The following is a 25,355-nucleotide window of genomic DNA, read 5'->3' as shown; positions in this document are numbered from 1 at the left end:
GACGGCCCGTCCGGGATGTGATTTTCGGCAGTCATACGTAACCCGGACGCAACGAACCTGGGACACTCTGTATTCATGTCCATCAAGGTCGCTCTCGAGCACTACACGAGCTATCGCTTCTCCCAGCCGGTGACGGTCCACCCGCACCTGGTGCGGCTGCGCCCCGCTCCGCACTCGCGCACGCCCATCGAGGCGTACTCGCTCGAGGTGAGCCCGAAGAACCACTTCATCAACTGGCAGCAGGACCCCTTCGGCAACTGGGTGGCCCGCATCGTCTTCCCCGAGAAGGTCAGCCACCTCGAGATCACCGTGGGCCTGGTCGCCGACATGATGGTGATCAACCCGTTCGACTTCTTCATCGAGGAGTACGCCGAGAAGTTCCCGTTCGACTACCGCCCCGAGCTCAAGGCCGACCTCGCGCCGTACATGGCCCCGGTCGACGACAGCGACGAGGCGGGCGTATGGATGTCGGGGCTGCCCGAGCTTCCCGAGGACGGCCTGGCGACGGTGCAGTTCCTGTCGCAGCTGAACGCCGCCGTGCACGCCGCCGTCGCGTACGACGTGCGCATGGAGCCGGGGGTGCAGACGCCCGACGAGACGCTCTCGCGCGCCATCGGCTCGTGCCGTGACTCGGCCTGGCTGCTGGTGAGCCTGCTGCGCAAGTACGGCCTGGCAGCCCGCTTCGTATCGGGGTACCTCGTGCAGCTCGCCGCCGATCAGGAGTCGCTCGACGGCCCGAGCGGACCGGCCGAGGACTTCACCGACCTGCACGCGTGGGCCGAGGTCTACATCCCCGGCGCCGGCTGGATCGGCATGGACGCCACCAGCGCGCTGTTCGCCGGCGAGGGGCACATCCCGCTGTCGGCGACCCCGCACCCGAGCACCGCGGCCCCGATCGAGGGGTCGACGGGGGTGGCCGAGGTGACCTTCGACTTCCACAACGAGGTGCGCCGGGTCCACGAGGACCCGCGCACCACGAAGCCGTACACGACGCAGCAGTGGGAGCGCATCGACGCGCTCGGCGAGGCCGTCGACGAGCGCCTGCGCCGCGGCGACGTGCGCCTCACGATGGGCGGCGAGCCGACCTTCGTCGCCCTCGACGACGCGACCGCGGCCGAGTGGAACACCGCCGCCGACGGGCCCCACAAGCGCGAGCTCGCGAACGAGCTGGCCGAGAAGCTGCGCCACGCGTACGCCCAGGGCGGCGCCGTGCACCGCGGCGACGGCAAGTGGTACCCGGGCGAGCCGCTGCCGCGCTGGAACATCGCGCTGCAGTGGCGCACCGACGGCGAGGCGCTGTGGCACGACCCCGCGCTGTTCGCCGACCCGTGGAGCGACGAGGCGGACGACGAGGCCGCCGAGCACGCCGAGGCGCTCGCGCGCGCCGTCACGGCGGTGCTGGGCCTGCCCGCCGAGCACCTGCTGCCGGCCTACGAGGACCCGCTGGCGGCGCTCGCCGCCGAGGTGCGTCAGCCGATGGGGCCGAAGCCGGATGCCGACGAGATCGACGCCGCCGAGGTGGCCGAACTCGACGCCGCCGTCACCGACCCGACCGGGTGGGTGCTGCCGATCACGACCGAGGAGGAGTGGACGAGCCCCGCGTGGCGGTTCCGCCGCGGCCGGCTGGTGCTGACCCCCGGCACGAGCGCCGTGGGCCTGCGCCTGCCGCTCGACTCGGTGGCGTGGGAGGAGCCGGAGTACACCGGCGAGCCCTCGTACGTCGAGGTGTCGGGACCCCTGGTCCCCGGCATCCCGCCCGTCACGATCGCCGACCCCACCGACTCGAGTCGCACGGCCCTGGCGATCGAGGCCCGGGGCGGCCACGTGTTCGTGTTCCTGCCGCCCACCACGACGCTCGAGGCGTACGCCGATCTGCTGAAGGTCATCGAGACGGCCGCGGCGACGGCCGCCGTCCCGGTGGTGCTCGAGGGCTACGGCCCGCCGCCGGACGCGCGGCTGGTGCAGCTCGTGGTGACCCCCGACCCCGGCGTCATCGAGGTCAACGTCCAGCCGACGTCGTCGTGGGCCGACCAGCGAGACCTCACGATCTCGCTGTACGACCACGCGCGCCGGAGCCGCCTGTCGACCGAGAAGTTCGACCTGGACGGCCTGCACACCGGCACCGGCGGCGGCAACCACATCACGCTCGGCGGGCCGCAGCCGGTGGACTCGCCGCTGCTGCGCCGGCCGGATCTGCTGGCGAGCCTCGTGACCTACTGGCAGCGGCATCCGAGCCTGTCCTACTTGTTCTCGGGACGCTTCATCGGCCCGACGAGCCAGGCGCCGCGCTTCGACGAGGGCCGCCCCGAGGCGGTCTACGAGATGGAGATCGCCCTTCAGGAGCTGCGCCGCCTGCAGGGAGACCCCGACAACGCCGAGACCGACGCGCTGCCGTGGCTCACCGACCGGGCCCTGCGGCACCTGCTGACCGACCTCACCGGCAACACCCACCGCGCCGAGTTCTGCATCGACAAGCTGTACAGCCCCGACTCCAGCCGCGGGCGCCTCGGCCTGCTGGAGCTGCGCGGCTTCGAGATGCCGCCGCACCCCGAGCTCGCGCTCGTGCAGGCGCTGCTGGTGCGCAGCCTCGTGGCGATGTTCTGGGAGAAGCCGTACACCGCGCCGCTCGTGCGCTGGGGCACGCGCCTGCACGAGGACTTCCTGCTGCCGCAGGGGGCGACCGCCGACATCAACGAGGTCGTCGCGGACCTGCGCGCCCACGGCATCGCGTTCGAGGAGACGTGGCTGGACCCCTTCACCGAGTTCCGCTTCCCGCGCATCGGCTTCACGCGCATCGGCGCGCCCGGGCGAGGCATCGAGATGGAGCTGCGCCAGGCCATCGAGCCGTGGCACGTGCTGGGCGAGGAGGCGACGGCGGGCGGAACGTCGCGGTACGTCGACTCGTCGGTCGAGCGGATCCAGGTGCGCGTGCGCGGTGTCGACATCGACCGGCACCTCGTGACGTGCCAGGGTGTACCTGTGCCCCTGACCCCGACCGGCCACCTCGGCGAGTACTACGCCGGAGTGCGCTACCGCGCGTGGCAGCCGTGGTCGGCGCTGCATCCGTCGATCGCCGTGCACGCGCCGCTGACCTTCGAGGTCGTCGACGTGCACGCCGAGACCAGTCTCGGCGGCGCGACCTACCACGTCGTGCACCCCGGCGGCCGGGCGTACCACCACCCGCCGGTGAACGCCAACGAGGCCGAGGCCCGTCGCGCGAGCCGGTTCGAGTCGCACGGGCTCACGACGGGGCACTTCGACGTCGCGGCCGCGCGCGAGGCCGGCCGCCGTGCCGCCACGAGCGACTACCCGCACACTCTGGATCTGCGCAGGGTCCCCCCGCAGTGAGCGTCCTGCACGAGTACGCGGCGGATCTGACCCAGGCGACGCTGCCGCTGAACGGCGGGCCTGCCGGCCCGATGACGCGCTTCGACGAGGTCATCGGGCCCGAGGGGACGCTCCGCCCGGCGTGGAAGGGCCTCGCCTCGGCGGCCGTGACGCTGACGCAGACCGAAGTCGCGCGCCTCGTGCGCGAGATCGCGAGCACGCTCGCAGACGACGGCGTGACGTACGCCCACCGCGGCGGGCCGCGCCCGTGGCGACTCGACCCGCTGCCGCTCGTCTTCGACGCGGCATCATGGAGCCGCATCGAGGTGGGACTGGCGCAGCGCGCCGAGCTGCTGAACGCCATCATGACCGACCTGTACGGCGACCAGCGGCTGCTGTCGGAGGGCGTGATCCCGGCGCCCGCGGTGTTCGCGCACCCCGGGTTCGTGCGCGCGATCGCCCGACCGAGCGTGGCCGACCCGCATCCGCTGCTGCTGACCGGCACCGACCTCGGGCGCGACGCCGACGGCGAGTGGCGCGTGCTCGCCGACCGCGTGCAGGCTCCGTCGGGTCTCGGGTACGCGATGGAGAACCGGCTGGTGATCTCGCGACTCCTGCCGGACCTGTACCACGAGGCGGATCTGCACCGCATCGACCCGTACTTCGTCGTGCTGCGCGACGCCCTGCTGCAGTGCGCGCCGAGCGACGACCCCGACCCGCGCGTGGTGGTCCTCTCGCCCGGAACGCACTCCGAGACCGCGTACGACCAGGCGTTCATCGCCACGACGCTCGGCTTCCCGCTCGTGCAGGGCGACGACCTCGTCGTCCACGACGGAAGCGTGTGGATCAAGCCGCCGCGCTGGCCGCACGCCAAGCCCGTCGACCGCGTCGACGTCATCCTGCGCCGCGTCGACGCGGAGTGGTGCGACCCGCTCGAGCTGCGCGGCAACTCGCAGCTGGGCGTCGCGGGCCTCGTCGAGGCGGTGCGCCGCGGCACGGTGCACGTCGTCAACGGCATCGGCGCCGGCGTGCTCGAGAACCCCGCCCTGCTGCCGTTCCTGCCCGCCGCGTGCGAGCGGCTGCTGGGAGAGCAGCTGCGGCTGCCCGCCACGCCCGCGTGGTGGTGCGGCGATCGCGACGGTCTCGAGCGGGTCCTCTCGCAGCTGCGCCGCGACCCCGAGGCGATCATCGTCCGCACGCTCGACGGCGTCTCGGCCGGGGACGACCTGACGCCCGACGAGCTCGCCGTCCGCATCCGCGCGCATCCCTACCGGTACGTCGGGCTCGCGCGCCTGCCGCTGTCGCAGGCGCCGGTGTGGCGCTCCGGCGGCGTCGCCGAGGCCCGCCCGCTGGTGCTGCGCGCATTCTCGGTGCGGTACGGCTCCGCCTACCGCACGCTCGCCGGCGGCATGGCCACGGCGCGCGACGACGACGGCGTGCCGCACACCAAGGACGTGTGGGTCCTCAAATCCGACCCCTCCGAGCCCGATCAGGGCCTGCCCGGTCCGTCGCCGCTGGCGATGGTCCCGTCCATCCCGGCGCTGGCGCCTCGCGCGCTCGCCGACATGTTCTGGGCCGGCCGCTACGCGGAGCGCGCCGAGGACCTGCTGCGGCTCGTCGTCTCGACGCAGGGTCTGCTCGAGCGCGACGGACGCCGCGCCGCGAGTGCGGCGTGGGCGCTCCAGGGCATCCTGCAGCGGCTGTCGGGCACCCGCTGGATGTCGTCGGCCGACGAGCTGCGCTCGCTCCTGGTCGACGCCGACCGGGCGGGATCGGCGGCACATGCCCTCGCGGGAATGCGCGGCGCCCTCGAGGGCGTGCGCGACCAGCTCTCGGGCGACACGTGGCGCGTCTTCAGCATCGCCGACCGCGCCATGGAGGCCGCGCGCGACTCGACGCATCCGCCGCAGATCGCCGAATCGGCCGAGCGCATGCTCAGCGGCATCCTGTCGCTGTACGGCGTGACGTCGAACATGATCCGCGACACCGGCTGGCACATGATCGAGGCCGGGCGATACCTCGAGCGTGCGCTGCAGCTGTGCATCCTGCTCGAGGCGACGACCTCGACGGATGCCGCCGGCGCCGCCGACCGCCAGGTGCTCGACGGCGTGCTGCTGGCGGCCGAGAGCCTCGTGACGCACCGCCGTCGCTACCGCGGCTACGGCCGGACCCGCAGCATCTTCGATCTGCTGCTGAAGGACCTCGACAACCCCCGCTCGCTCGCCTTCGCGCTCGAGCAGGTGAAGGTCCACCTCGAGGCGATGCCGGATTCGACCGGGTCGACCCGCCCCGAGCGCCTGCGCGACGCGCTCGGCGAGGCCCTCGAAGCCGTCGACGTCGCCGGGCTGTCGGCCGAGACCGACGGTCGCCGGCCGGCGCTGGCCGAATTCCTCGCCGAGTCGGCGAAGAGCCTGCGGCGCCTCGCCGACGCGATCGCCGAGCTGCACTTCGAGGGCGGACCGCCCGCCGTGCAGATGTCGTCGCTGGCGCTGGTCGAGGAGATGGGGCGGGCATGAAGTACCTCCTGAGCCACCGCACGCACTACGTGTACGACAAGCCGGTCCGCAACAGCCTCGGCGTCCACCACCTGCGCCCGCGGCAGCTGCCGTGGCAGCAGGTCGCCTCGCACGCCGTCTCCCTCGACCCGCTCCCGGCCGACTTCACGCCCGACGTCGACTATTACGGCAACGCCGTGACGTACTACCACGTGACCGCTCCGCACACCGAGCTCGTCATCGACGCCGCGAGCGAGGTAACCGTCGACACCCCGGTGTACGACCCGGCAGCGCTCGCGATGCCGTGGGAGAGCGTCCGGCCGCTCGAGGATCCCACCCTGCCGGGGGCGTGGGCGGCCGCGGAGTTCGCGCTGGAGTCGCCCCGCGTGACCCACACGGCCGAGGCCGCCGAGTACGCGGCGCAGTCGCTGCATCCGGGCCGTCCCATCGGCGAGGCGGCGACCGACCTCATGCAGCGCATCCACCGCGACTTCGACTACGACACGAAGGCGACCACCGTCACCAGCACGGTGGCCGACGCCATGCGCAAGCGCGCCGGGGTGTGCCAGGACTTCGCGCACGTGGCGCTGGCGTGCCTGCGCAGTCACGGTCTCGCCGCCCGCTACGTCAGCGGGTATCTGGCGACCCAGCCGCCGCCCGGCAAGGAGCGGGTCGTCGGGGCGGATGCCTCGCACGCGTGGCTGGCGGTGTGGCTGCCGGGCTCCGGGGAGTGGCTCGCGATCGACCCCACCAACAACCAGTGGGCGAACGACCGCTACATCACCGTGGCGTGGGGCCGCGACTACGGCGACGTGTCGCCGGTGCGCGGCATCATCTGGTCGAAGGCGAAGAAGTCGACGCTGCGCGTGTCCGTCGACGTCGCTCCGGACGAGAGGCCCTGACGTGCAGGCGTTCCGCTGCCGCGTGTGCGACGCGAAGCTGTTCTTCGAGAACTCGGTGTGCGTCTCATGCGGCACCGCTCTCGGCTACTCGCAGGCCGAGCGCGCGATCGTCCCGGTGGACGACGCCGGGCGCTACGTCGACACGGACGGCCTGGTGTGGCACGTGTGCCGCAACCTCAACCTGTCGGGCTGCACGTGGCTCGCGCGGCTCGAGGGGGGCGCGTGCTTCAGCTGCGCGCTCACGCGGGTGCGTCCCAACGACGCCGACCTCGACGGGCTCGCCAACTTCTTCCCCGCCGAGCGCGCCAAGCGGCATCTGCTGTACGAGCTGGACCGTCTCGGACTCGAGGTACGCGGCAAGGACGACGATCCCGTCGGCGGCCTCGCGTTCGATCTGCTGTCGAGCACGGACGAGCAGGTGACGATCGGCCACGTCGACGGCGTCATCACGATCGACCTCGCCGAGGGCGACGACGCGCACCGCGAGAAGGTGCGCGAGCAGCTCGACGAGCCCTACCGCACGATGCTCGGGCACTTCCGCCACGAGGTCGGCCACTACTTCCAGTGGCAGCTGGTCGTGACGGATGCCGAGACCGCCCGGTTCCGGGAGCTCTTCGGCGACGAGCGCGCCGACTACCAGGCCGCGATCGACCGCCACTACGCCGAGGGCGCTCCGGCGGACTGGAAGACCTCGTACATCTCGACCTACGCCACGATGCATCCGCACGAGGACTTCGCCGAGACGTGGGCGCACCTGCTCCACATCTACGACACGGTCGACTCGGCGGTCTCGCACGGTCTGATCGACGCCGACCGCGTCGCCGGGGCGGCCGACGTGCGCGCGCTCGTGCAGGATGTCTGGATCCCGCTGTCGACCGCTCTCAACGTCATCAACCGGTCGATGGGCAAGGACGACCTGTATCCGTTCGCGATCCCGACCCCCGTCCTCGACAAGCTCGCGTTCGCGGCCTCGCTGCTGCCGGCGCGCGGCTGACTCGGGGGCTCGCCGGCTACAGCCGCGTCACGCGGCGGATGAGGTAGCGGGCGGGCGCCAGGTCCAGGCGGGGCTCGGCGTCGCGGAGTGTCTTGATGCCCGCCAGCGGCGCCACGGCGGGGTCGACGCCCGCGGTCCGCAGCCGGTCGGCCGCCCACGCCACGGCGATCTCGTGGCTGCTGCGGGCCTCGTCGCCGGGGAACAGCTCGTCCAGCGCAGCACGCGGATCGATGTGGTCATCGGAGAGCAGGCGCTGGATGCGGGCCGAGTCCATGATGCGAGCCTAGGGCCGCGTCACAGGGTGCCGACGCCGAGGTTGACGGGACTGTCCACGATGTTGCCGACGATGCCCCGGATGATGCCGGAGCCGTCGCTGCCGCGCAGGCTCTCGTACCAGGCGGCGGTCGCCTCGGCGTCGTACGCGTGCGTCTCGTCGCCGCGCTTGCGCGCGCGCTCCACGAGTTCGCCGGCGCGCTCGGCCCGGATCTTCTCGTAGCGCTTGAGGGTGTCCTCGACGCTGACGGTGTTGGTGGCCACGGCGATGCCGAGCGCGAACGAGTCCTCGAGCGCCGAGCAGGCACCCTGCCCGATGTCGGGTGCGGTGTTGTGCGCGCTGTCGCCGAGGATCGCGACGCGACCGCGGACCCACGTGTGGAACGGGTCGATGTCCCAGATCTCGACGCGGTTGAGCGAGACGGCCGGATCGATGGCGTCGATGAGCGCCTGCACGGCCGGCGCCCACCCGGCGAAGGCCGCCTCGAGCGGCGCCTTGCCGTCGGACCGCTCGTAGGGGAGTCCGTCGGGCTGCGGCACGTCGAACCAGAAGTAGAACCGGCCGTCGGCGACGGGCATGACCGCGGCGCGCTTGCCCTCGGCGACGTGCGTCGTCCACTGGTCGGCGGGGCCGATCGCATCGTCCTGCGCGATGAGGCCGTTGAAGTTCGTGTAGCCCGAGTACGTGCGCTCGATCTTCGGACCGCCCTCCGCGGCCCCGGTGACGTAGTCGCGCGTGATCGAGCGGGCCCCGTCGGCGCCGATGAGCATGTCGGCGGTGTCGGTGGAGCCGTCGGCGAAGGTCGCGGTGACGACGCCGTCCGACTCGGAGACGGCCGTCATCTGCATCCCGAGGTGGATGTCGTCCAGGCCGAAGGTCTCCATGAGCAGCATCTGCAGGTCGGCGCGCGCGACCGGATACGGCTTCTGCCCGGTCATCTCGGTCACCGGCGCCAGGCTGAAGCGGCACATCGTCTCGCCGGTGTGACCGTCGAGGTACGACATGTACGCCATGTCCCCGCCGAGCGCGGCGACCTCGTCGGCCAGGCCCAGCCAGTTGAGGACCTTGACGCCGTTGGACCACAGCGACAGCGCGGCGCCCACGGGCTTGTTCTCGCGCATGCGGTCGTAGATGACGACCTCGTGGCCGAGTCGCCTGAGGGCGATGCCCGCGCTCGTGCCGCCGATGCCGGCGCCGATGACGATGACCTTCATATGTCAGCTCCCTCGGTAGGTGGAGTAGGCGAACGGGCTCAGCAGCAGCGGCACGTGCAGGTGCCGGTCGCCTTCGACGGTGAAGGTGATCGTGACCAGAGGGTAGAACGTCTCCACGCCCCGGGCCTCGAAGTAGGCTCCGGTCCCGAACGTGAGCGCGTACATGCCCGGATCGAGCAGGTCGGGGCCGAGCGCCAGGCGGCCGTCGGCATCCGTGAAGCCCTCGGCGACACTCTCGGCGCCGCCGGAGCGCAGGTGCCGGGCGAGCGAGACGAAGACGTTCTGCGCGGGCAGGCCGATCGAGGCGTCGAGGACGTGGGTGGTGAGGTGGGTCATGCGCTCATCCTTCCGCGAAGGCGCCGCGCAGGCGCAGCATCGCGATCTGGGCGAGCTGGTCGCAGGCTTCGGCGACCTCGCTCTCGTCGTCGTTGCCGAGACGCCTCTCGAGCTCGGTGAGCATCTCGTCGGGCGCGCGGCCGGCCGCGCGGATGAGGAAGACCCGACCGAAGCGCTCTTCGTACGCGCGGTTGCCGGCGGCGATGCGGTCCGCCACCGAGGCGTCGGCGTCCACCATGCTCGCCTGCTCGCTGCGCGACGCGGCGGCCTCGGCGCCGGAGCCGGCGGGCTTCTCGCCGATGCGGGGGTGGTGGGCGAGCGCCGCGTCGAGGTCGGCACGGCCCCACGACGCCGCGAGCATCGCCGCGGCCTCGGCGAGGGCGTCGACCGACGAGTACGGCCGGGCGGCCACGATGGCCTCGACCCACACCGGGATCGCGGCCCAGACCGCCACGACGGCGCGCGCGTCCGCGGCATCCGCTTCGTTGAACTCGTCCAGACGCACGTCGCTCCTCTCGTCCCCGACGCTACCGGTGCTGGGTTGCGCACTCGTTACACGGCGGAAACGGCTGACACCCACCGCCGAGACATGCGTGCGCGATGCTGGGGGCACCGAGGACGAAGGAGCTCCTGTGACGCCTGGGCGCAGCACCGAAGAACGCACCGTCATCCGCGCGCAGCGGACGTGGCTGGACGGCGGCTTCCGCCCGGCCGCGGTCGTGATCGAGGGCGGGATGATCGCCGCCGTCGAACCGGTGGGCGCCCGCATCCCGCGCTATGACCGCGCCGTGATCGTGCCCGACGACGCGGTGCTGCTGCCGGGACTCGTGGATTCCCACGTGCACGTCAACGAGCCCGGGCGCACCGAGTGGGAGGGCTTCCGGTCGGCGACCCTCGCCGCCGCCGCGGGCGGGGTCACCACGATCGTCGACATGCCGCTGAACTCCATCCCCCCGACGACGACGGTCGAGGCCCTCGAGATCAAGAAGGCGGCGGCCGCGGCATCCGCCTACGTCGACGTCGGCTTCTGGGGCGGGGCCGTGCCCGAGAATCTCGGGAACCTCGCGCCGCTGCACGCAGCCGGCGTCTACGGCTTTAAGTGCTTCCTCGCGCCGTCGGGCGTCGACGAGTTCGGCCACCTCGACGGGGCGCAGCTGGAGGCCGCGCTCGAGGAGATCGCAGCGATCGGCTCGCGGCTGATCGTCCACGCCGAGGACCCGGACTTGCTGCACGAGGCGGGTCCCCTCGGGCGCACGTACGACGCGTTCCTGCGTTCGCGGCCGCCCGCCAGCGAGGCATCCGCCATCCACTCCGTCATCGAGGGCGCTCGGCGCACCGGCGCGCGCGCCCACATCCTGCACCTGAGCGACGCCACGTCGCTGCCGGCGATCCGCGAGGCCAAGGCATCCGGCGTGAAGCTGACCGTCGAGACGTGCCCGCACTACCTCACGATCGCCGCCGAGGAGATCCCCGACGGCGCGAGCGAGTTCAAGTGCTGCCCGCCGATCCGCGACGACGCGAACCGCGATCTGCTGTGGGAGGGGGTCCTCGACGGCACGATCGACGCGATCGTCAGCGACCACTCGCCGAGCACGGTCGACCTCAAGCGCTCGGGCGGCGGCGACTTCGGCCTCGCGTGGGGCGGCATCGCGGGGCTCCAGGTGGGGCTGTCGGCGGTGTGGACCGAGGCGCAGTCCCGCGGCATCCCGTTCGAGGCGCTCGTGCCGCTGTTCACGACGGGACCAGCCGGTGTCGCGGGTCTGACGGACGTGGGAACGATCGCGCCCGGAGCCCCCGCGCACCTGGCCGTCTTCGGCCTCGACGACGCGTACCCGATCGACGCGCACGAGCTGCTGCACAAGAACCCCATCACGGCGTACGACCACCGGACCCTCAGCGGCAAGGTCCGCCGCACGTGGCTGCACGGCACGTCGGTGTTCGATGTCACCGAAGGCGGACCCGGCGAGGCGCCGCGGTTCCGCGGCGCAGCCGGGGGCCGCCTGCTGTCGGCCGCGGCGGAGGCGGTCGCATGAGCGCGTCGGCGGCCGCGCCCGAGATGGGCTTGGATGGGGGCATGCGCGCCACGACGTCGATCCTGCAGCCGGGCGAGGGCGACCTGCCCGGCGACCACTACCTGTCCGCCACCCCCGAGACCGTGCTGTGGGGGCGGCTGCCGTGCGAGCAGGACCCGGCGGTGCTGCGCATCGCGCCCGGCGAGACGGTCACGATCGACACTGTCAGCCACGAGGGCATCCTCGAGGACCAGGGCAAGGACCCGCTCGCGTACTTCACGGGGCACGGCGTGGCCGCATCCGACGTGCTCGCCGACGCGATCGAGATCGCCGGAACGCTGTCGCGCGACCCGCAGAACGACGGGCCGCACGTCGTCACCGGGCCGATCCACGTCGCCGGCGCCGAGCCGGGCGATCTGCTGAAGATCACGGTGGAGTCGCTCGCGCCGCGGGTGCCGTACGGCGTCATCTCGAACCGGCACGGCAAGGGCGCCCTCGTGGGCGAGCTGCCCCGCGCCCAGGGCAACGTCAGCGTCTTCTGCCCGGTCGCCGAGCGCGACGGCCGGCTCGTCGGCACGCTGCCCGTCACCGACGGCGGCCCGCGCGTCGTGGAGTTCCCGCTCGCGCCGTTCCTCGGCACGATGGGTCTGGCCGTCGCAGGCGGTGACCGGCCGCACTCGGTGCCGCCCGGCTCGCACGGCGGCAACATCGACATCAACCTGCTCACCGAGGGCGCGGTGCTGTACCTGCCGGTGCAGGTCGCGGGAGCCCTCGCCTACATCGGCGATCCGCACTTCGCACAGGGCGACGGCGAGGTGGCGCTCACCGCGCTCGAGGCGTCGCTGCGCGCGACGCTGCGCTTCGACGTCGTGGCGCGCGAGGAGGCGCTCGCCGAATTCGGCGACGTGCTCGGCCCGCTGGTGCGCACCGACGAGTACCTCGTCCCCACGGGCCTGGACCCCGATCTGAACGAGGCGATGCGCAAGGCCGTGCGCGCCGCGATCGCGCTGATCCGGGCGCGCTGGGGCCTGGACGAGCACCTCGCGTACGCCTACCTGAGCGCCGCGACCGACTTCGACATCTCGCAGGTCGTGGACATCGTGTGCGGCGTGCACGCCCGCATCCGCGAGGCGGACTTCGACGGGGTCGACCGTGGCTGAGGCATCCGCCATCCGGGGCGCCGAAGCCGTGCCCGCCGACCTCCTCGCGGCCTTCACCGCGTACGAGGCGGCGATCGTCGTCAACGACCTCGACCACCTCGACGCGGCGTTCGCGCCCGGTCCCGAGACGATGCGCGGCGACGCCGCGGGCCTACTGGTCGGCCACGAGGCGATCTCGGCCTTCCGCGGCACGCGCGGGGGCGTCCCGCAGCGCGTGATCGAGCGGATCGAGTACCGCGAGCTCGGACCGGATGCCGCGCTGCTGGTGTCGATCTCGCGCTATGCCACCGGCGGCACGGGGCTGCAGACGCAGGTGTGGGAGCATCGCGACGGCGGCTGGCTCATCACCGCCGCGCATGTGACGCCCCGCGCGCAGGCGCTCGACCGGTCGATGTGGCGCACGGTCGGCGATCCGCTCTTCCAGGGAGCGTGGGAGGGGCCGCTCGAGGGCCTGACGGTGGCCGTCAAGGACCTGTTCGCGATCAAGGGCTACCGCATCGGCGCCGGCAACCCGACCTTCCTCGACAGCGTCAAAGCCGAGACGTACACGTCGCCCGCGGTCAGCGACCTGCTGCGCGGCGGGGCGTCGCTGCGCGGCATCGCGCGCACCGACGAGTTCGCGTACTCGATCGCGGGCGACAACGCCCACTACGGCACACCCCCCAACGCCGCGCTCCCCGGAGCGCTGCCCGGCGGCTCGTCGAGCGGGCCGGCGTCCGCCGTCGCGTCGGGCCAGGCCGAGATCGGGCTCGCCACCGACACCGCCGGCTCGGTCCGCGTGCCCGCGTCCTACCAGGGCCTGTGGGGGCTGCGCACGACCCACGACCTCGTGCCCCGGCAGGGGATGCTGCCGCTCGCGCAGTCGTTCGACACGATCGGGTGGCTCACGCGCGACGGCGAGACGTTGCAGCGCGTCGCGGACTGGTGCCTCAGCTACGACGGCTCGGATTCGACCGAGTCGGTGTACGGCGAGTCGGGCCACGACCTGCCGTGGCGGTTCCTCGTGCCCGAAGAGGCGCTCGCCGCCGTCGAGGACGACACCCGCGCGGCGTTCGAGCAGATGCTCGAGGTGCTCGCCGCGCACCCGTCGGGACCCGAGATCGAAACGGTGTCGATCGGCGCCCTCGACGACTGGTTCGTGCCGTTCCGCACCGTGCAGGGAGCGGAGGCGTGGCGCAACAACGGCCCGTGGCTGCGTGAGCACCCGGGTTCGGTGGGTCCGGCCGTCGCGGAGCGCTTCCGCGCCGCGGCCCTGGTCTCCTCCGCCGACGAATCCGCCGCCCGCGCGGCGCTCGCTCCGCTCGCGGAGCGCCTGCACGAGCTCGTCGGCGATGCTCAGCTGCTGCTGCCGACCGTCCCGGGGCCCGCGCCGATGCGCACCAGCGGCGGGGAGAAGGTCGACCGCGTGCGCATGGCGACGCTGCGGATGACCACGCCCGCCGCGGTGGCCGGCGTCCCCGCCCTGTCGGTGCCGCTGCTGACCGTGCCGTCGCAGCTGGGGCCCGCGCCCGTCGGCGTGTGCGCCGTATCGCGCGCCGGCACCGACATCGCCCTCGTCCGCCTCGGCCGCCGCCTCGCGCGCGTGCTGTCCGAGGCGGCGGCCGCTTCCGAAGGAACCTCCGCATGACCCTGCCCGGACCGATCGATCCGCCCGCCCGCCTGCTGATGGGGCCGGGTCCCATCAGCGCCTACCCGAGCGTGCTGAGCGCCATGTCGGCGCCGCTGGTCGGCCAGTACGACCCGTTCATGACGGCGACGATGGCCGAGACGCAGGAGCTGTACCGGGGCGTGTGGTCCACCGCCAACGACGCCACCCTGCTGGTCGACGGCACGAGTCGCGCCGGCATCGAGGCGGCGATCGTGTCTCTCGTGCGCCCGGGCGACCGCGTGCTCGTGCCCGTGTTCGGCCGCTTCGGCCACCTGCTGGCCGAGATCGCCGAGCGCGCGATGGCCGAGGTGCACACGATCGAGGTGGAGTGGGGCCAGGTGTTCCCGGCATCCGCCATCGAAGAGGCGATCGTGCGCGTCAAGCCGCACCTGCTCGCCCTCGTGCAGGGCGACACCTCCACGACGATGAACCAGCCGCTCGACGAGGTCGGGGCGATCTGCGCCAAGCACGGCGTGCTGTTCTACACCGACGCGACCGCGTCGCTCGGAGGCAACGACTTCGAGGCGGATGCCTGGGGGCTCGACGCCGCGACCGCCGGGCTGCAGAAGTGCCTCGGCGGACCGAGCGGATCCTCGCCCATCACCCTGTCGGAGCGCGCGGTCGAGGTGGTGCAGTCGCGCAAGAAGATCGAGGCCGGAATTCGCGAGCCCGGCGACCCGGACGCGCCCGACTTCGTGCGCTCGAACTACTTCGACCTCGGCATGATCCTCGACTACTGGGGTCCGCGTCGCCTGAACCACCACACCGAGGCGACCTCGATGCTGTACGGCGCGCGCGAGTGCGCCCGCGTGCTGCTCGCAGAGGGCCGGGATGCCGTCATCGCGCGCCACCGCATCGCGGGCGAGGCGATGCTCGCCGGCGTGCGCGGTCTCGGCCTCGTCGTCTTCGGTGACGTCGCCCACAAGATGAACAACGTCGTCGCCGTCGAGATCCCCGAGGGTGTGCCGGGCGACGCCGCGCGCGGCGCGATGCTCACTGACTTCGGCATCGAGATCGGCACGTCGTTCGGACCCCTCCACGGCCGCGTGTGGCGCATCGGCACCATGGGCTACAACGCCCGCGAAGACGCCGTGCTCACCACGCTCGCCGCTCTCGAGGCGGTGCTGCGCCGCTACGGGCATGCAGTGCCCGCCGGCGGCGGGGTGGAGGCCGCGACCGACGTCTACCGGAGCGCGTGACGTGACGACGCTCCTCCAGGTCGAACGCGATGCGATCGCGGGTGCCGCGCGCCGCGTCATGGCGCGGTGCGACGAGCTCGCGCGCGTCTCGGCGACGGCGGGCGCGATCGAGCGCGTGTACCTGTCGCCCGAGCACGCGCGCGTCAACCGCCTCGCCGCCGAGTGGATGCGCGAGCTCGGCATGACGACGCGTCAGGACGCCGCCGGCAACCAGCTCGGGCGCCTGCGGGTGAATCCGGCGCCGTCCGGCCGGTCGCCGGGCGAACCCGCCGCGCGCGACGAGGCGCCCGCCCTGCTGCTCGGCTCGCACCTCGACACGGTTCCCGACGCCGGCCGCTACGACGGCATCGTGGGCGTGCTCATGGCCCTCGAGGTGGTGCGGATGCTGCGGGTGCCGGCCCCCGAGGGGACCGGCTTCCGGTCTCCGCTGCCGTTCGCGCTCGAGGTCGTCGCGTTCTCGGACGAGGAGGGCACGCGCTTCGGCAAGGCGCTGCTGGGGTCGTCCGCCGTCGCCGGCGAGTGGGATGACGACTGGTGGGCGCTGACCGACGCCGACGGGACGACGCTGCGCGAGGCCTTCCTGGAGTTCGGCCTCGACCCGGGCCGCGTCGGCGAGGCGGCGCGCCGACCCGACGAGCTCGTCGGATACCTCGAGGCGCATATCGAGCAGGGACCGGAGCTCGACGAGCGGGGCGAGTCGCTCGCGGTCGTCTCCTCCATCGCCAGCGCCCGTCGATTCCAGCTCGTCGTCGAAGGAGAGGCCCGGCACGCCGGCGGCACCCCGTACGACCGCCGGCGCGACGCGCTGCTCGGGGCGAGCGAGGCGGCACTCGCCGTGGAGCGCATATGCCGTTCGGAGCATCACATCATCGGGACGGTCGGCCAGCTCGAGGCGTATCCGGGCGCCGTGAACATCGTGCCGGGCGAGGCACATCTGAGCCTCGACCTGCGCGGGGAGTTCGACGGGGAGCGCGACCGCGTGTGGCAGCAGATCGAGCGCGACCTCGACGAGATCATGGGCCGTCGGGGGCTCCGCTGGCGCGCCCACGAGATCCACAGCGCCCCGGCGGTGTTCTGCGCCCCCCTGCTGCAGGATGCGGTGAGCGTCGGCATCCGCTCCACGACGCCCGACACCGCCGACGATCCGGCCGTGATCTTCAGCCGGGCCGGGCATGACGGCATGGCGATCGGCGCGGTGACGGACGTCGGGATGCTGTTCCTGCGCAACCCCGACGGCATCAGCCACCACCCGGACGAGGCCGTTTCGGCGGGCGATGTCGCGCGCGGCATCCAGGCGCTCGCCGAATCCGTGCTGCAGCTCGCGGCCGACCGGGGCTGATGCGGCGGCCGCCCGCGGCTGTCGCTGCCACGAGGTCGGAGGACGATGTCATGATCGCCGGGTGCACATCGCCTTCTTCCGCAACCTGAACCAGGGTCAGCGCGGACACCCGCGCACCGCCGACCTGATCGCGGCGTTCGCGGCGGCGGGCGTCGGCGATGCCGTGCCGGTGCGGTCGAACGGAACGGTCGTGTTCGACGCCGACGATCCGGTCGGCGTGCTGGCCGACGTCGCGGCGGAGCTGGGTGTGCGGGGCCTGTTCGACGACGTGATCCTCACGCGTCCGCTCGCTTTCGTCGAAGAGGTCGTCGGCCGGTACGGCGCCCTCGCCGATGCCGGCCGCTGGGAGCTGACGCTCTTCGACGCGGCGGGGTCGCCCGCGGACGAAGCGGCCGTCGACGCACAGGCGCGCCGACGGCGCTGCGAGGTCGTGGCCCGCGGGCCCGGGTGGGCGGTCGTGCGCAACGACGCCGACCGGCAGAGCAACGGCACGCCGGCCCTCGAGGCCGTGCTCGGTGTCCCGGCAACCTCCCGCGGCCTGCCGACGCTCACGCGGATCGTGGAGCGCTTCGGCCCGTGAGCGCGCGCGGCGCGGATCTTCGGGTTATCCCCCTGGCGACACCGGCGGAGGCGCCTCTACGGTCGTCGGAGAACCAGGCGTCGGACGGGTGAGAGGAGCGCCGATGGTCGAGGCGGGGCGAACGGGCGCGTTCTCGCGCGTGTACTGGATGAAGCGCCTGATCTACCGCGGCGACCGGCCAGGGCCCGTCGCGCGCGCTCTGAACGCCTTCTGGGCCCGGCAGTACGGGGCGGGGCGCCTGTCGCGCGCGCGGGATGTCACTCTCGAGGTGCGCGGGCGCACGAGCGGCCGGATGCTCCGGTTCCCGGTGGTCCTGGCCGATCTCGACGGCCGGTGGTACCTCGTGTCGATGCTCGGCGAGAACGCGAACTGGGTGCGGAACGTGCGGGCCGGCGACGGCAGCGCGGTGATCCGCCGCGGCGCCGATCACGACGTGACGCTCACCGAGGTTCCCGTCGGCGAGCGTGCGCCGATCCTGCGTCGCTACCTCGATGTCGCGCCGGGTGCGCGTCCGCACATCGCAGCCGACCGCGGGGCGCCGGCGGCGGACTTCGAACGGGTGGCCCCGGACCATCCGGTCTTCCGGGTGGACGGGCTGGATCAGACCGGCTAACGCGCCGCCGGATCGGCGGCGGCCGCAGGCAGGTGCCACCAGGCCGGATGCCCCGCGATGATCGTGCGCGCGAGCGGCTCGATCGACGTGTCCCCGGCGCCCGAACGCAGCCACTGGGCGATCGCGCCGACGGTGCCCGCCGCCGCGTAGGCGACCCACACGGCGCGAGCGCCCGCCGCATCCATGCCGTCCGGGACGGGCGGGACGACATCCGGGTTCGCTGCGAGGTATTCGTCCAGCCGCGTCGCGATCACCCGGTGCAGCACGTCGCGCAGGTGTCCGTCGCGACCGTCGACGAGGGCCGCGCGGTACAGCGGGGCGTGTGCGGCGACGTGCCGGACGAGGTCGATCTCGGCGCGGACGAACTCGTCGGCGGTGCTGCGCGCGGGCGGCTCGATGCCGGCGAGCTCCTCCTCGAGGACGCTCGCGAGCAGGTCCTCGGGGCTCGCCGCGTGACGGTAGAACGTGTCGCGGGTCACGCCCGCCTCGCGTGCGATCTCCGAGACGGTGAGCGCGCCGACCGGCCGAAGCGAGGCCAGGTCGTAGATCGCCCGGCGCAGATTCTCGCGCGTGCGGCGCTGTCTGGCGTCCATGAAGCCATCGTCGCACGGGGAACGCGTTATCCAACAGGTGTCAGATTGATGTAGTCTCGTCGGGTTTGAGCCGACAACGGCGTCATCAAGAGAGGTATAGCCACATGAAGGCAGCAGTGCTCCACGCCCAGGAGGATCTCCGGGTCGAGGACGTGACCGAACCCGCCCCCCAGCGAGGGGAGGTCAAGCTGCGCAACGCCTACGCGGGCATCTGCGGCTCGGACCTCCACGCCTACTTCGACCCGGCCGGCGCCGGGCTGAACCTGGACGAGCCCCACCCGGTGACCGGTTCGCTTCCCCCGCAGATCCTCGGCCACGAGTTCTCGGGCACTGTCGTCGAGGTCGGCGAGGGCGTCGAGAACGTCGAGGTCGGCGACCGCGTCGCGGTGTGGCCGATCTACTTCTGCGGTGAGTGCCCCGCGTGCCGTCGCGGCAGCGCGAACGTGTGCCGCACGATCGGCTTCCACGGCCTGACGTCGCACGGCGGCGGCATGGCCGAGTACACGACGATCTCGGCCGCGAAGCTGCACAAGCTCCCCGAGAACGTCGACCTGAAGATGGGCGCGCTCGTCGAGCCCATGGCCGTCGCGTGGCACGCCGCCGAGCGCACCGGCATCGAGGCGGGTCAGAGCGCGCTCATCGCCGGCGCCGGCCCGATCGGCATCGGCCTGTACTTCGCGCTGCGCGCTCGCGGCGTCGAGAACATCATCGTCTCGGAGCCCAGCGAGGCCCGCCGTCTCGCCATCGCCTCGGTCGGCGCGACGAACATCGTCGACCCCGTGAGCGAGGACCTCGCCGCCCGCGTCGCCGAGGCGACGAACGGCGACGGCGTGGACGTCGCGTTCGACGCCGCCGGTGTGGGAGCCGCCGTCGCGGGCGGCCTCGCCGCACTGACGCCGGGCGGCACGGTGCTCGTCGTCGCGATCCACGAGCGCACGATGGACCTGCACCCCACGCAGCTCGTGCTCGGTGAGACGACCATCACGGGCGCCCTCGGCTACCTGCCCGAGGACTTCGACGCCGTCATCGACGCGATGTCGAAGGGCCTGTACGACGCCGGCGAGACGTGGGTCTCGGAGATCTCGGTGGACGAGGTCCCGCAGGCCATCGACGACCTGCGCTCGGGCAGGCTCATGAAGGTGCTCGTGCGTCACTGACCCGCGCGACCGGCGAACGGCCGGCCGGACACCTGTGCGTCCGGCCGGCCGTTCGCGCATCACGGAGGCGGGAGCCCGGTGCGCATTGCGCCCGCGGGGGTCGAGGGCGCGAGAATACCGAACGTGCCATCCCGATACCCGCGCCGTCGCCTGCGGTCGGCGGGTGCCGCCGCCGTCGTGCTGACGGCGGCGCTGAGCGCGCTCCCGGGATGCTCGGAGTCCTCGGCCGACGCCGACCGCGAACTGCCCACACTGACCCACACGGCCATCCAGCATGTGCTGACGACCAGCGGCGCCGAGGCGCGGGAACTGTCGGGCACGCTCGTCGTCGAGCCGCACGGCTGCCTCACGTGGCGCAGCGTCGACGCCGAGCACGCGACGAACGGATCGTGGATCGTGTGGCCGGATGCGGCCACCCTCGACGCGGACGTGGTGCTGCTGCCGTCCGGACGGCACGTGGGGCAGGGATCGCGGCTGGACGTCACCGCGGCCTACGTCGCGCTGGACCAGCTGCCGGGCGGGGAGGACGAGGCGTCGTACCTCGGCGAGTACGGGCGCGCGTGCGATGCCGATGAGCGCGGGGTGCTGCTGATCCTCGACTTCGCCGACTGACGGTCGGTCAGTCCGTGCCCACGCCTCCGAACGTGCCGCTGGTGAACTCCGTGCCGTCCTCGCCGTCGGAGGAGAGGACATACGACACCGGGTAGCCGTCGACGTCGGCGTCCGCCAGGCGCGGGTCGCTGAGCCGCTCGTCCAGCTCGGCGACGGCGTCGGCGGTGAGGCCCGAGACGTACAGCGTCGGGTTGTGGGGGCTCTCGGTCGCGGCCTCCAGCAGCACCCTGGACTCGGGGTGCTCCAGAGCGATGCGGATCACTTCGCGCACCGCCTCGTCGCTCATGCGCGCCGGCACGTGGACGATCGTCAGGCGATCGTCGGCGGCGAGCAGCGTGTACGTGCCCCCGTCCGCGAACAGCGGCAGCTCGCGCACCGTCGTGAAGACCCACTCCAGGTCCGACATGTCGAGCACCGTGACCGTCGGCCACTCGCCGTCGAGGCTGATGCCGGTGGTGCCCGGAACAGCCGCCACCTCGAACACCTTCGCCAGCAGAGCCGTGAGTTCGTCGTGGTCTGCGGGGTAGACCTCGATCAGCCACTTCGGCGGCGCCGTCACCTCGCCGTCGAGCTGCGAGGCCGGAGGGCCTTCGAGCTCGAGCGTGGCCGTGGTCACGGACGGCGTCGCGGCGGCCACCGCCCGGACGTCGGCGGCGAACTCCAGCACCTCTTCGTCGGTCGTCGCGCCGGCGACCTCGACGACCAGCGACGACGGGCCCTGGGAGCAGTCGACGACCAGTTCGATCGCGCACAGCTCGTCGACGGTCGTCGGCGTCGCCTCCTCCACGGTCTCGGCGCTGTCGCCGCATCCGCTCAGTGCGACCAGCGCGATGCCGGCGACGGCCACGGTGGCGACGGCGCGCGCAAGAAGCGTCGACGGGCGTTCGCGCACGGGTCACCTCCTGGTCTGGGGCCTGTATTCACGGTACCGTCCGGGCGCAGGTGCGGACGCGCGTCACCGCCGCGACCAGGCGTCCGCCTCTGCCCGGAGGGCGCGGGCCTCGTCGATGCGTCCGGCATCCTCGCGCGAGTCCGCGAGCATCGCGGGCACCCAGGCCGTCGCCGCTGTCTGCTGCTCGCGCCGGAGGCGGAGCTCGTCGAGGAGATCCTCGAGCGCAGGCTCATCGAGGTCGCCCTCACGCAGCGAACCCTCGATGTCGGTCCGCCACTCCTCGAGCGACGCCCCTCGGAAGAATCCGGTCCGGTACGGGCGACGGGCCTCGATCGCCCGGGCGAAGGCCGAGACCTTGTCGGGGGAGGTGTAGGGGAACGCGAGCAGCATCGAGGTGCGTGTCGGGATGAACTCGACGTGAGCCCATCCTTGATCCTCCTCGGGGAGACGGGCGTTGACGGCGATGCCCGACGGGGAGGGCGACGAGCCCACGCCGACGATCGTCATCGCCACGGGTCCCACCTGGTCCCAGGGCAGCAGATACTGGCGGATCGGGTGGGCGCCGCCGCGCCAGAACGCGATGCCCTCGCCGTCGGCGACCACCGTCTCGAATGAGCGGACACGTGCGCGCCACCAGGGCTGTGGCGTCGAGGTGAGCCGCCGGAGCAGGTTGCCCGTCGTGATGACGTCTTCGAGGCCGAACCACCCGGTGAGCACGAGAGCCCCGGGGCGATGGGCGAGGATGCCGGCATTGCGCGCGCGGATGATCAAGGCGATGACGATCGACGGGGCGAGGATCAGGTATGCGACCGAGCCGACGATGACAGCAACGAAGGCAGCGAACTCTGCCGGGCCGGCCGGCTCGAAGCCGAGGATGGCGACCCACCCCCAGGAGAGGCCGGCCGTGGCGAGCACCAGCGTGGCCGTCCACAGGACACCGGCGTCCCGGGCGCTCTGCAGCGCATCGGGGGCCGTGACCGCCGAGACGGGCAGGTGATCGTCGATCGTCTCGCCCACTCCGACGTCGCGCGGGCGGAAGGTGGCGAGCCGCTCGAGGCGTCGGAGGTTGAACGCCGCGACGACAGCCAGGAGCGCGAGGGTGACCAGTGCTCCGTAGAGCACGGCCGCGGGTTCGCGACCGAAGATCAGCTGGAGCGCGGCGAAGCCCGCGACGCCCCAGAGATACCCTCCCCGCCACAGATGGGTCAGATATCGCGCCGCGAACGGCGGCATGGGTTCGGCGTCCGGGTCGGTCGTCATGGGTGCTCCTGCGGATCGAGACCCCACGAATCTAGGCGGTCCGGGACCCTGCCCCCGACCGCCTGTGGACAGACCTTGTGCGGCGCCGGTGTGCCGCGCTGCCCGCGGTCGTCCGACGCACCGGAGTGCCCGGACGACCGCGGGTCAGGACCAGCGCGTCACTGCTGCGCCGTGGTCATCGCCATGCGGGCGAGGACGATGTTCTCGGCGATCTGGACGATGTTGTACAGCACGAGCGTGATGATCGTGATGAGGGCGATGGAGGCCCACAGCTCGGTGAACTGCGCCTGCGCGTTGAACTTCAGGATCGAGCCGCCGATGCCGGTGCCCGTCGAGAGCCACTCGGCCAGCAGCGCGCCCGTGACCGCGCCCGGCACCGAGACGCGTGCGGCGGCGAAGACGCTCGGCAGGGCGCCGGGCATGTTCACCTTGCGCATCGTCATCAGGCGGTTTCCGCCGAAGACGTGGACGACGTCGAGGCTCTGCTGGCTGGCACGGTTGAGGCCGAAGAGCACGTTCGCGAGCGCCGGGAACAGCACCACGATCGTGCCGATGACGGCCACCGACGCCGTCGTGCCGCGCCCGGTGATGAGGATGATCACCGGGGCGATGGCGACGAGCGGGATGGTGCGCAGCAGCAGCACGAGCGGCATCACGCCGGCCTCGACCGACCGCGACAGGCTGAACAGGACCGCGAGCACGATCGCGACGATCATGCCCACCACGAACCCGAGCGCCGAGTCGGCGAGCGTCTGGGCGAGCAGCGGCGCCATCTCGGCGCGGTTCTCGGCGGCATCCGGGTCGGTCACGAGGAACTGCCACACGTCGAGCGGGCCCTTCGCGACGAACGGCGAGATGCCGGTGAGGCTGACGACCGCCTGCCACAGCACCAGCAGCACGGCCAGGGTGATCGCGGCGTTGCCGAGCGAGCGCAGCAGCGCCTTGGTCATGGCGCGGCTGCGCTGGCGGCGAAGGCGTGCCTGCGCCTCCTTGGCGGCCTGCACCTCCTCGATCGGCGACGTGATGGGGTTGGCGACCGTGTCGACGCGGGTGATCTGGTTCTGGCTCATCGTGCGGCGCTCCCTGCAACCCACGGGGTGACGAGTCGGATCAGCAGCCCCACCAGCCCGTAGGCGACCAGCGCGAAGACCGCGGTCAGCAGGAACACCGACCAGACGCCCGCCGAATCCAGCTGTCCCTGCAGGCGCACCAGCGTCGGGCCGACGCCGGCGGTGATCGCTCCCAGGTACTCGCCGAGGACGGCGCCGAGGAACGCCGTCGGCACGGCGATCTGCAGGGCGTTGAGGATCGCCGGGAGGGCGGCGATGAGTCGCACCTTGTACAGCTGCGTCCAGGCGCCTCCGCCGTACACGCGCACGACGTCGAGCGAGGCCTTGTCGGCGGACTTGAAGCCCAGGATCGCGCCGACGACGGTCGTGAACACGCACACCAGCGCCGCGAGGAAGATCGCGGTCGCGGACGGATCACCGGGGTTCTTCGCGCCGCCGAGCACGACCACCGAGATGCCACCGACGGCGACGATCGGCAGGCAATAGGTCACCACGGCGATCTGGGTGATGAGGTTCTCGGTCTTCGGGAAGATCAGCACGAACGCCGCGAGGATCAGCGCGATGCCGTTGCCCCACACGTAGCCGATCGCCGCGGCCGTGATCGTGGGCTGGAACACGTTCCAGGCGCCGGCGATGTTGCCGTCGACGAACAGCCACTCGAACACGGCCCACGGCGAGGGGACCGGCGTGTAGCTGGTTCCCTCGCCGGGCTGGAACACGACGAGTGAGAAGATCCACCACAGCGCGATCAGCGACACGCCGCCGATCACGCCGGCGAGCCACGTCGGGACGGAGCGGGCCCGCACGATCAGTTCTCCGCCTCGGAGCGCCCGTCCGTTCCGAACAGCAGCTCGCTGGCCTGATCCACGTACGCGTGGAACTCGGGGGTGCGCATCATGTCGGGCGTGCGCGGGCGCGGCAGATCGATGTCGATGATCTCCTTGATGCGACCCGGTCGCGGCGACATGACCGCGACCCGGTCGGCGAGGAAGATCGCCTCGCTGATGCCGTGGGTCACCAGCAGCGTCGTCGCCGGCTTCTCCGTCCAGATGCGCAGCAGCTCGAGGTTCAGGTTCTGGCGCGTCATGTCGTCGAGCGCGCCGAAGGGCTCGTCGAGCAGCAGCACCGAGGGCTTGAGCACGAGAGCGCGCGCGATCGACGCGCGCTGCCGCATGCCGCCCGACAGCTGCGAGGGCTTGGCGTTCGCGAAGTCGTGCAGGCCCACCAGGTCGATGAGCTCCTGCACGTAGTCCTTGTCGACCTTGCGGCCGGCGACCTCGAAGGGCAGCTCGATGTTCTTGCGGATGCTGCGCCACGGGAGCAGGGCGTGGTCCTGGAAGGCGATGCCCAGCTCGCTGTTCGCGCGCATCTGGTCGGGCGTCTCGCCGTCGACGAGGGCTTCGCCGGTCGTCGGGTGATCCAGGGCGGCGAGGATGCGCAGGATCGTCGACTTGCCGCAGCCCGAAGGGCCGAGCAGGGCCAGGAAGGAGCCCTTGTCGGTGTGCAGGTCGGTGTCCTGCAGCGCGGTCAGGGTCTTGCCGCCGCGGAGCGGGAAGGTCTTGCTGAGGCCGGAGATCTGGATGCCCGTACCACCGGTCGGCGCCGGCGACGAGGTCTCCCCCGTCGCCGGCGCCGTGGTGGCGGCATCCGTGTTGTGGATGTCGGTCATGATCCGTGA

At 72.3% G+C, this 25,355-nt stretch carries 23 protein-coding genes; 13 read left to right on the top strand and 10 right to left on the bottom strand.

The window, feature by feature from the left end:
• The first annotated feature begins 75 nt into the window (after window positions 1-75).
• The 4 genes from HD594_RS02380 to HD594_RS02365 are packed head-to-tail and all read left to right on the top strand — an operon-like array spanning window position 76 to window position 7,718.
• Window positions 76-3,348 (top strand): transglutaminase family protein, encoded by a 3,273-nt coding sequence (locus HD594_RS02380; RefSeq protein ID WP_184749409.1) that lies wholly within the window; start codon window positions 76-78, stop codon window positions 3,346-3,348.
• Window positions 3,345-5,843, top strand: coding sequence for a circularly permuted type 2 ATP-grasp protein (locus HD594_RS02375; protein ID WP_184749408.1), 2,499 nt, complete (start codon window positions 3,345-3,347; stop codon window positions 5,841-5,843). The genes HD594_RS02380 and HD594_RS02375 overlap by 4 nt, the downstream gene beginning before the upstream one ends.
• Window positions 5,840-6,724, top strand: coding sequence for a transglutaminase family protein (locus tag HD594_RS02370; RefSeq protein ID WP_184749407.1), 885 nt, complete (start codon window positions 5,840-5,842; stop codon window positions 6,722-6,724). Before HD594_RS02375 ends, HD594_RS02370 begins: the two co-directional genes overlap by 4 nt.
• A 1-nt stretch (window position 6,725) precedes the next feature.
• A complete protein-coding gene (locus HD594_RS02365) occupies window positions 6,726-7,718 on the top strand; it encodes a zinc-binding metallopeptidase family protein (protein ID WP_184749406.1) in 993 nt (330 codons plus the stop codon).
• 16 nt (window positions 7,719-7,734) lie between these two features.
• On the opposite strand, the gene HD594_RS02360 is transcribed toward HD594_RS02365, so the two are convergent.
• The 4 genes from HD594_RS02360 to uraD are packed head-to-tail and all read right to left on the bottom strand — an operon-like array spanning window position 7,735 to window position 10,047.
• Window positions 7,735-7,992: a hypothetical protein gene (locus tag HD594_RS02360; RefSeq protein ID WP_184749405.1), complete on the bottom strand. Its 258-nt coding sequence runs from the start codon at window positions 7,990-7,992 to the stop codon at window positions 7,735-7,737.
• 20 nt (window positions 7,993-8,012) lie between these two features.
• Window positions 8,013-9,206, bottom strand: coding sequence for an FAD-dependent urate hydroxylase HpxO (gene hpxO / locus HD594_RS02355; RefSeq protein ID WP_184749404.1), 1,194 nt, complete (start codon window positions 9,204-9,206; stop codon window positions 8,013-8,015).
• Between the two features lie 3 nt (window positions 9,207-9,209).
• On the bottom strand, window positions 9,210-9,542 hold the full coding sequence (uraH, locus tag HD594_RS02350; RefSeq protein ID WP_184749403.1) for a hydroxyisourate hydrolase: 333 nt from the start codon (window positions 9,540-9,542) through the stop codon (window positions 9,210-9,212).
• Window positions 9,543-9,546: 4 nt separating this feature from the next.
• The gene (uraD, locus tag HD594_RS02345; RefSeq protein ID WP_184749402.1) at window positions 9,547-10,047 is read right to left on the bottom strand and encodes a 2-oxo-4-hydroxy-4-carboxy-5-ureidoimidazoline decarboxylase; all 501 of its coding nucleotides are present in this window, start codon (window positions 10,045-10,047) and stop codon (window positions 9,547-9,549) included.
• A 127-nt stretch (window positions 10,048-10,174) separates the two neighbouring features.
• Between uraD and allB the strand changes: the two genes are divergently transcribed.
• The 7 genes from allB (at window position 10,175) to HD594_RS02310 (ending at window position 18,093) form a co-directional block, all read left to right on the top strand.
• Window positions 10,175-11,575 (top strand): allantoinase AllB, encoded by a 1,401-nt coding sequence (allB, locus tag HD594_RS02340; protein WP_271171277.1) that lies wholly within the window; start codon window positions 10,175-10,177, stop codon window positions 11,573-11,575.
• Window positions 11,576-11,616: 41 nt separating this feature from the next.
• Complete coding sequence (locus HD594_RS02335) at window positions 11,617-12,714, top strand: acetamidase/formamidase family protein (protein ID WP_184749400.1); 1,098 nt, start codon at window positions 11,617-11,619, stop codon at window positions 12,712-12,714.
• Window positions 12,707-14,341, top strand: a complete 1,635-nt coding sequence (locus tag HD594_RS02330) for an AtzH-like domain-containing protein (RefSeq protein ID WP_271171276.1) — start codon at window positions 12,707-12,709, stop codon at window positions 14,339-14,341. Before HD594_RS02335 ends, HD594_RS02330 begins: the two co-directional genes overlap by 8 nt.
• Window positions 14,338-15,561: a pyridoxal-phosphate-dependent aminotransferase family protein gene (locus HD594_RS02325; RefSeq protein ID WP_246413834.1), complete on the top strand. Its 1,224-nt coding sequence runs from the start codon at window positions 14,338-14,340 to the stop codon at window positions 15,559-15,561. The genes HD594_RS02330 and HD594_RS02325 overlap by 4 nt, the downstream gene beginning before the upstream one ends.
• Window positions 15,562-15,619: 58 nt before the next feature.
• Window positions 15,620-16,900, top strand: coding sequence for a M20 family metallo-hydrolase (locus HD594_RS02320; RefSeq protein WP_246414175.1), 1,281 nt, complete (start codon window positions 15,620-15,622; stop codon window positions 16,898-16,900).
• A 61-nt stretch (window positions 16,901-16,961) separates the two neighbouring features.
• A complete protein-coding gene (locus HD594_RS02315) occupies window positions 16,962-17,480 on the top strand; it encodes a DUF1697 domain-containing protein (RefSeq protein WP_184749398.1) in 519 nt (172 codons plus the stop codon).
• 103 nt (window positions 17,481-17,583) lie between these two features.
• Window positions 17,584-18,093: a nitroreductase/quinone reductase family protein gene (locus HD594_RS02310; protein WP_221446531.1), complete on the top strand. Its 510-nt coding sequence runs from the start codon at window positions 17,584-17,586 to the stop codon at window positions 18,091-18,093.
• Here the strand turns inward: HD594_RS02310 and HD594_RS02305 are convergent.
• The gene (locus HD594_RS02305) at window positions 18,090-18,686 is read right to left on the bottom strand and encodes a TetR/AcrR family transcriptional regulator (protein WP_184749397.1); all 597 of its coding nucleotides are present in this window, start codon (window positions 18,684-18,686) and stop codon (window positions 18,090-18,092) included. The two genes, HD594_RS02310 and HD594_RS02305, sit on opposite strands and share 4 nt — an antisense overlap.
• Window positions 18,687-18,790: 104 nt before the next feature.
• Between HD594_RS02305 and HD594_RS02300 the strand changes: the two genes are divergently transcribed.
• Both HD594_RS02300 and HD594_RS02295 read left to right on the top strand, forming a co-directional pair.
• Complete coding sequence (locus tag HD594_RS02300) at window positions 18,791-19,843, top strand: 2,3-butanediol dehydrogenase (protein WP_184749396.1); 1,053 nt, start codon at window positions 18,791-18,793, stop codon at window positions 19,841-19,843.
• Window positions 19,844-19,966: 123 nt separating this feature from the next.
• Entirely contained in the window at window positions 19,967-20,455 is a 489-nt protein-coding gene (locus tag HD594_RS02295) for a hypothetical protein (protein WP_184749395.1), read from the top strand.
• A 7-nt stretch (window positions 20,456-20,462) separates the two neighbouring features.
• Here the strand turns inward: HD594_RS02295 and HD594_RS02290 are convergent, their stop codons facing one another.
• The 5 genes from HD594_RS02290 to HD594_RS02270 form a co-directional block, all read right to left on the bottom strand.
• Window positions 20,463-21,347, bottom strand: coding sequence for a hypothetical protein (locus HD594_RS02290; RefSeq protein WP_184749394.1), 885 nt, complete (start codon window positions 21,345-21,347; stop codon window positions 20,463-20,465).
• 63 nt (window positions 21,348-21,410) lie between these two features.
• The gene (locus HD594_RS02285; protein ID WP_184749393.1) at window positions 21,411-22,607 is read right to left on the bottom strand and encodes a hypothetical protein; all 1,197 of its coding nucleotides are present in this window, start codon (window positions 22,605-22,607) and stop codon (window positions 21,411-21,413) included.
• Window positions 22,608-22,765: 158 nt separating this feature from the next.
• Complete coding sequence (locus tag HD594_RS02280) at window positions 22,766-23,677, bottom strand: ABC transporter permease (RefSeq protein WP_184749392.1); 912 nt, start codon at window positions 23,675-23,677, stop codon at window positions 22,766-22,768.
• Window positions 23,674-24,483 (bottom strand): ABC transporter permease, encoded by an 810-nt coding sequence (locus HD594_RS02275; RefSeq protein ID WP_271171274.1) that lies wholly within the window; start codon window positions 24,481-24,483, stop codon window positions 23,674-23,676. Before HD594_RS02275 ends, HD594_RS02280 begins: the two co-directional genes overlap by 4 nt.
• Before the next feature lie 2 nt (window positions 24,484-24,485).
• Complete coding sequence (locus HD594_RS02270; protein WP_221446530.1) at window positions 24,486-25,346, bottom strand: ABC transporter ATP-binding protein; 861 nt, start codon at window positions 25,344-25,346, stop codon at window positions 24,486-24,488.
• Window positions 25,347-25,355 lie beyond the last annotated feature (9 nt).

The organism is Microbacterium thalassium (assembly GCF_014208045.1).
In the GTDB taxonomy this organism is placed as follows: Bacteria; Actinomycetota; Actinomycetes; order Actinomycetales; family Microbacteriaceae; genus Microbacterium; species Microbacterium thalassium.
The sequence above is the reverse complement of the archived record's forward strand: the minus strand, read 5'-3'. Positions and strand labels throughout refer to the sequence as shown.

Bases quoted from the DNA above. Each gene is read 5' to 3' on its own strand.
- HD594_RS02285 (WP_184749393.1), bottom strand. From the start codon at position 22,607: ATGACGACCGACCCGGACGCCGAACCCATGCCGCCGTTCGCGGCGCGA.
- HD594_RS02270 (WP_221446530.1), bottom strand. From the start codon at position 25,346: ATGACCGACATCCACAACACGGATGCCGCCACCACGGCGCCGGCGACG.
- HD594_RS02335 (WP_184749400.1), top strand. From the start codon at position 11,617: ATGCGCGCCACGACGTCGATCCTGCAGCCGGGCGAGGGCGACCTGCCC.
- HD594_RS02360 (WP_184749405.1), bottom strand. From the start codon at position 7,992: ATGGACTCGGCCCGCATCCAGCGCCTGCTCTCCGATGACCACATCGAT.
- uraH (WP_184749403.1), bottom strand. From the start codon at position 9,542: ATGACCCACCTCACCACCCACGTCCTCGACGCCTCGATCGGCCTGCCC.
- HD594_RS02305 (WP_184749397.1), bottom strand. From the start codon at position 18,686: ATGGACGCCAGACAGCGCCGCACGCGCGAGAATCTGCGCCGGGCGATC.
- HD594_RS02380 (WP_184749409.1), top strand. From the start codon at position 76: ATGTCCATCAAGGTCGCTCTCGAGCACTACACGAGCTATCGCTTCTCC.
- HD594_RS02300 (WP_184749396.1), top strand. From the start codon at position 18,791: ATGAAGGCAGCAGTGCTCCACGCCCAGGAGGATCTCCGGGTCGAGGAC.
- HD594_RS02320 (WP_246414175.1), top strand. From the start codon at position 15,620: ATGGCGCGGTGCGACGAGCTCGCGCGCGTCTCGGCGACGGCGGGCGCG.
- hpxO (WP_184749404.1), bottom strand. From the start codon at position 9,206: ATGAAGGTCATCGTCATCGGCGCCGGCATCGGCGGCACGAGCGCGGGC.
- HD594_RS02325 (WP_246413834.1), top strand. From the start codon at position 14,338: ATGACCCTGCCCGGACCGATCGATCCGCCCGCCCGCCTGCTGATGGGG.
- HD594_RS02310 (WP_221446531.1), top strand. From the start codon at position 17,584: ATGGTCGAGGCGGGGCGAACGGGCGCGTTCTCGCGCGTGTACTGGATG.
- HD594_RS02280 (WP_184749392.1), bottom strand. From the start codon at position 23,677: ATGAGCCAGAACCAGATCACCCGCGTCGACACGGTCGCCAACCCCATC.
- HD594_RS02370 (WP_184749407.1), top strand. From the start codon at position 5,840: ATGAAGTACCTCCTGAGCCACCGCACGCACTACGTGTACGACAAGCCG.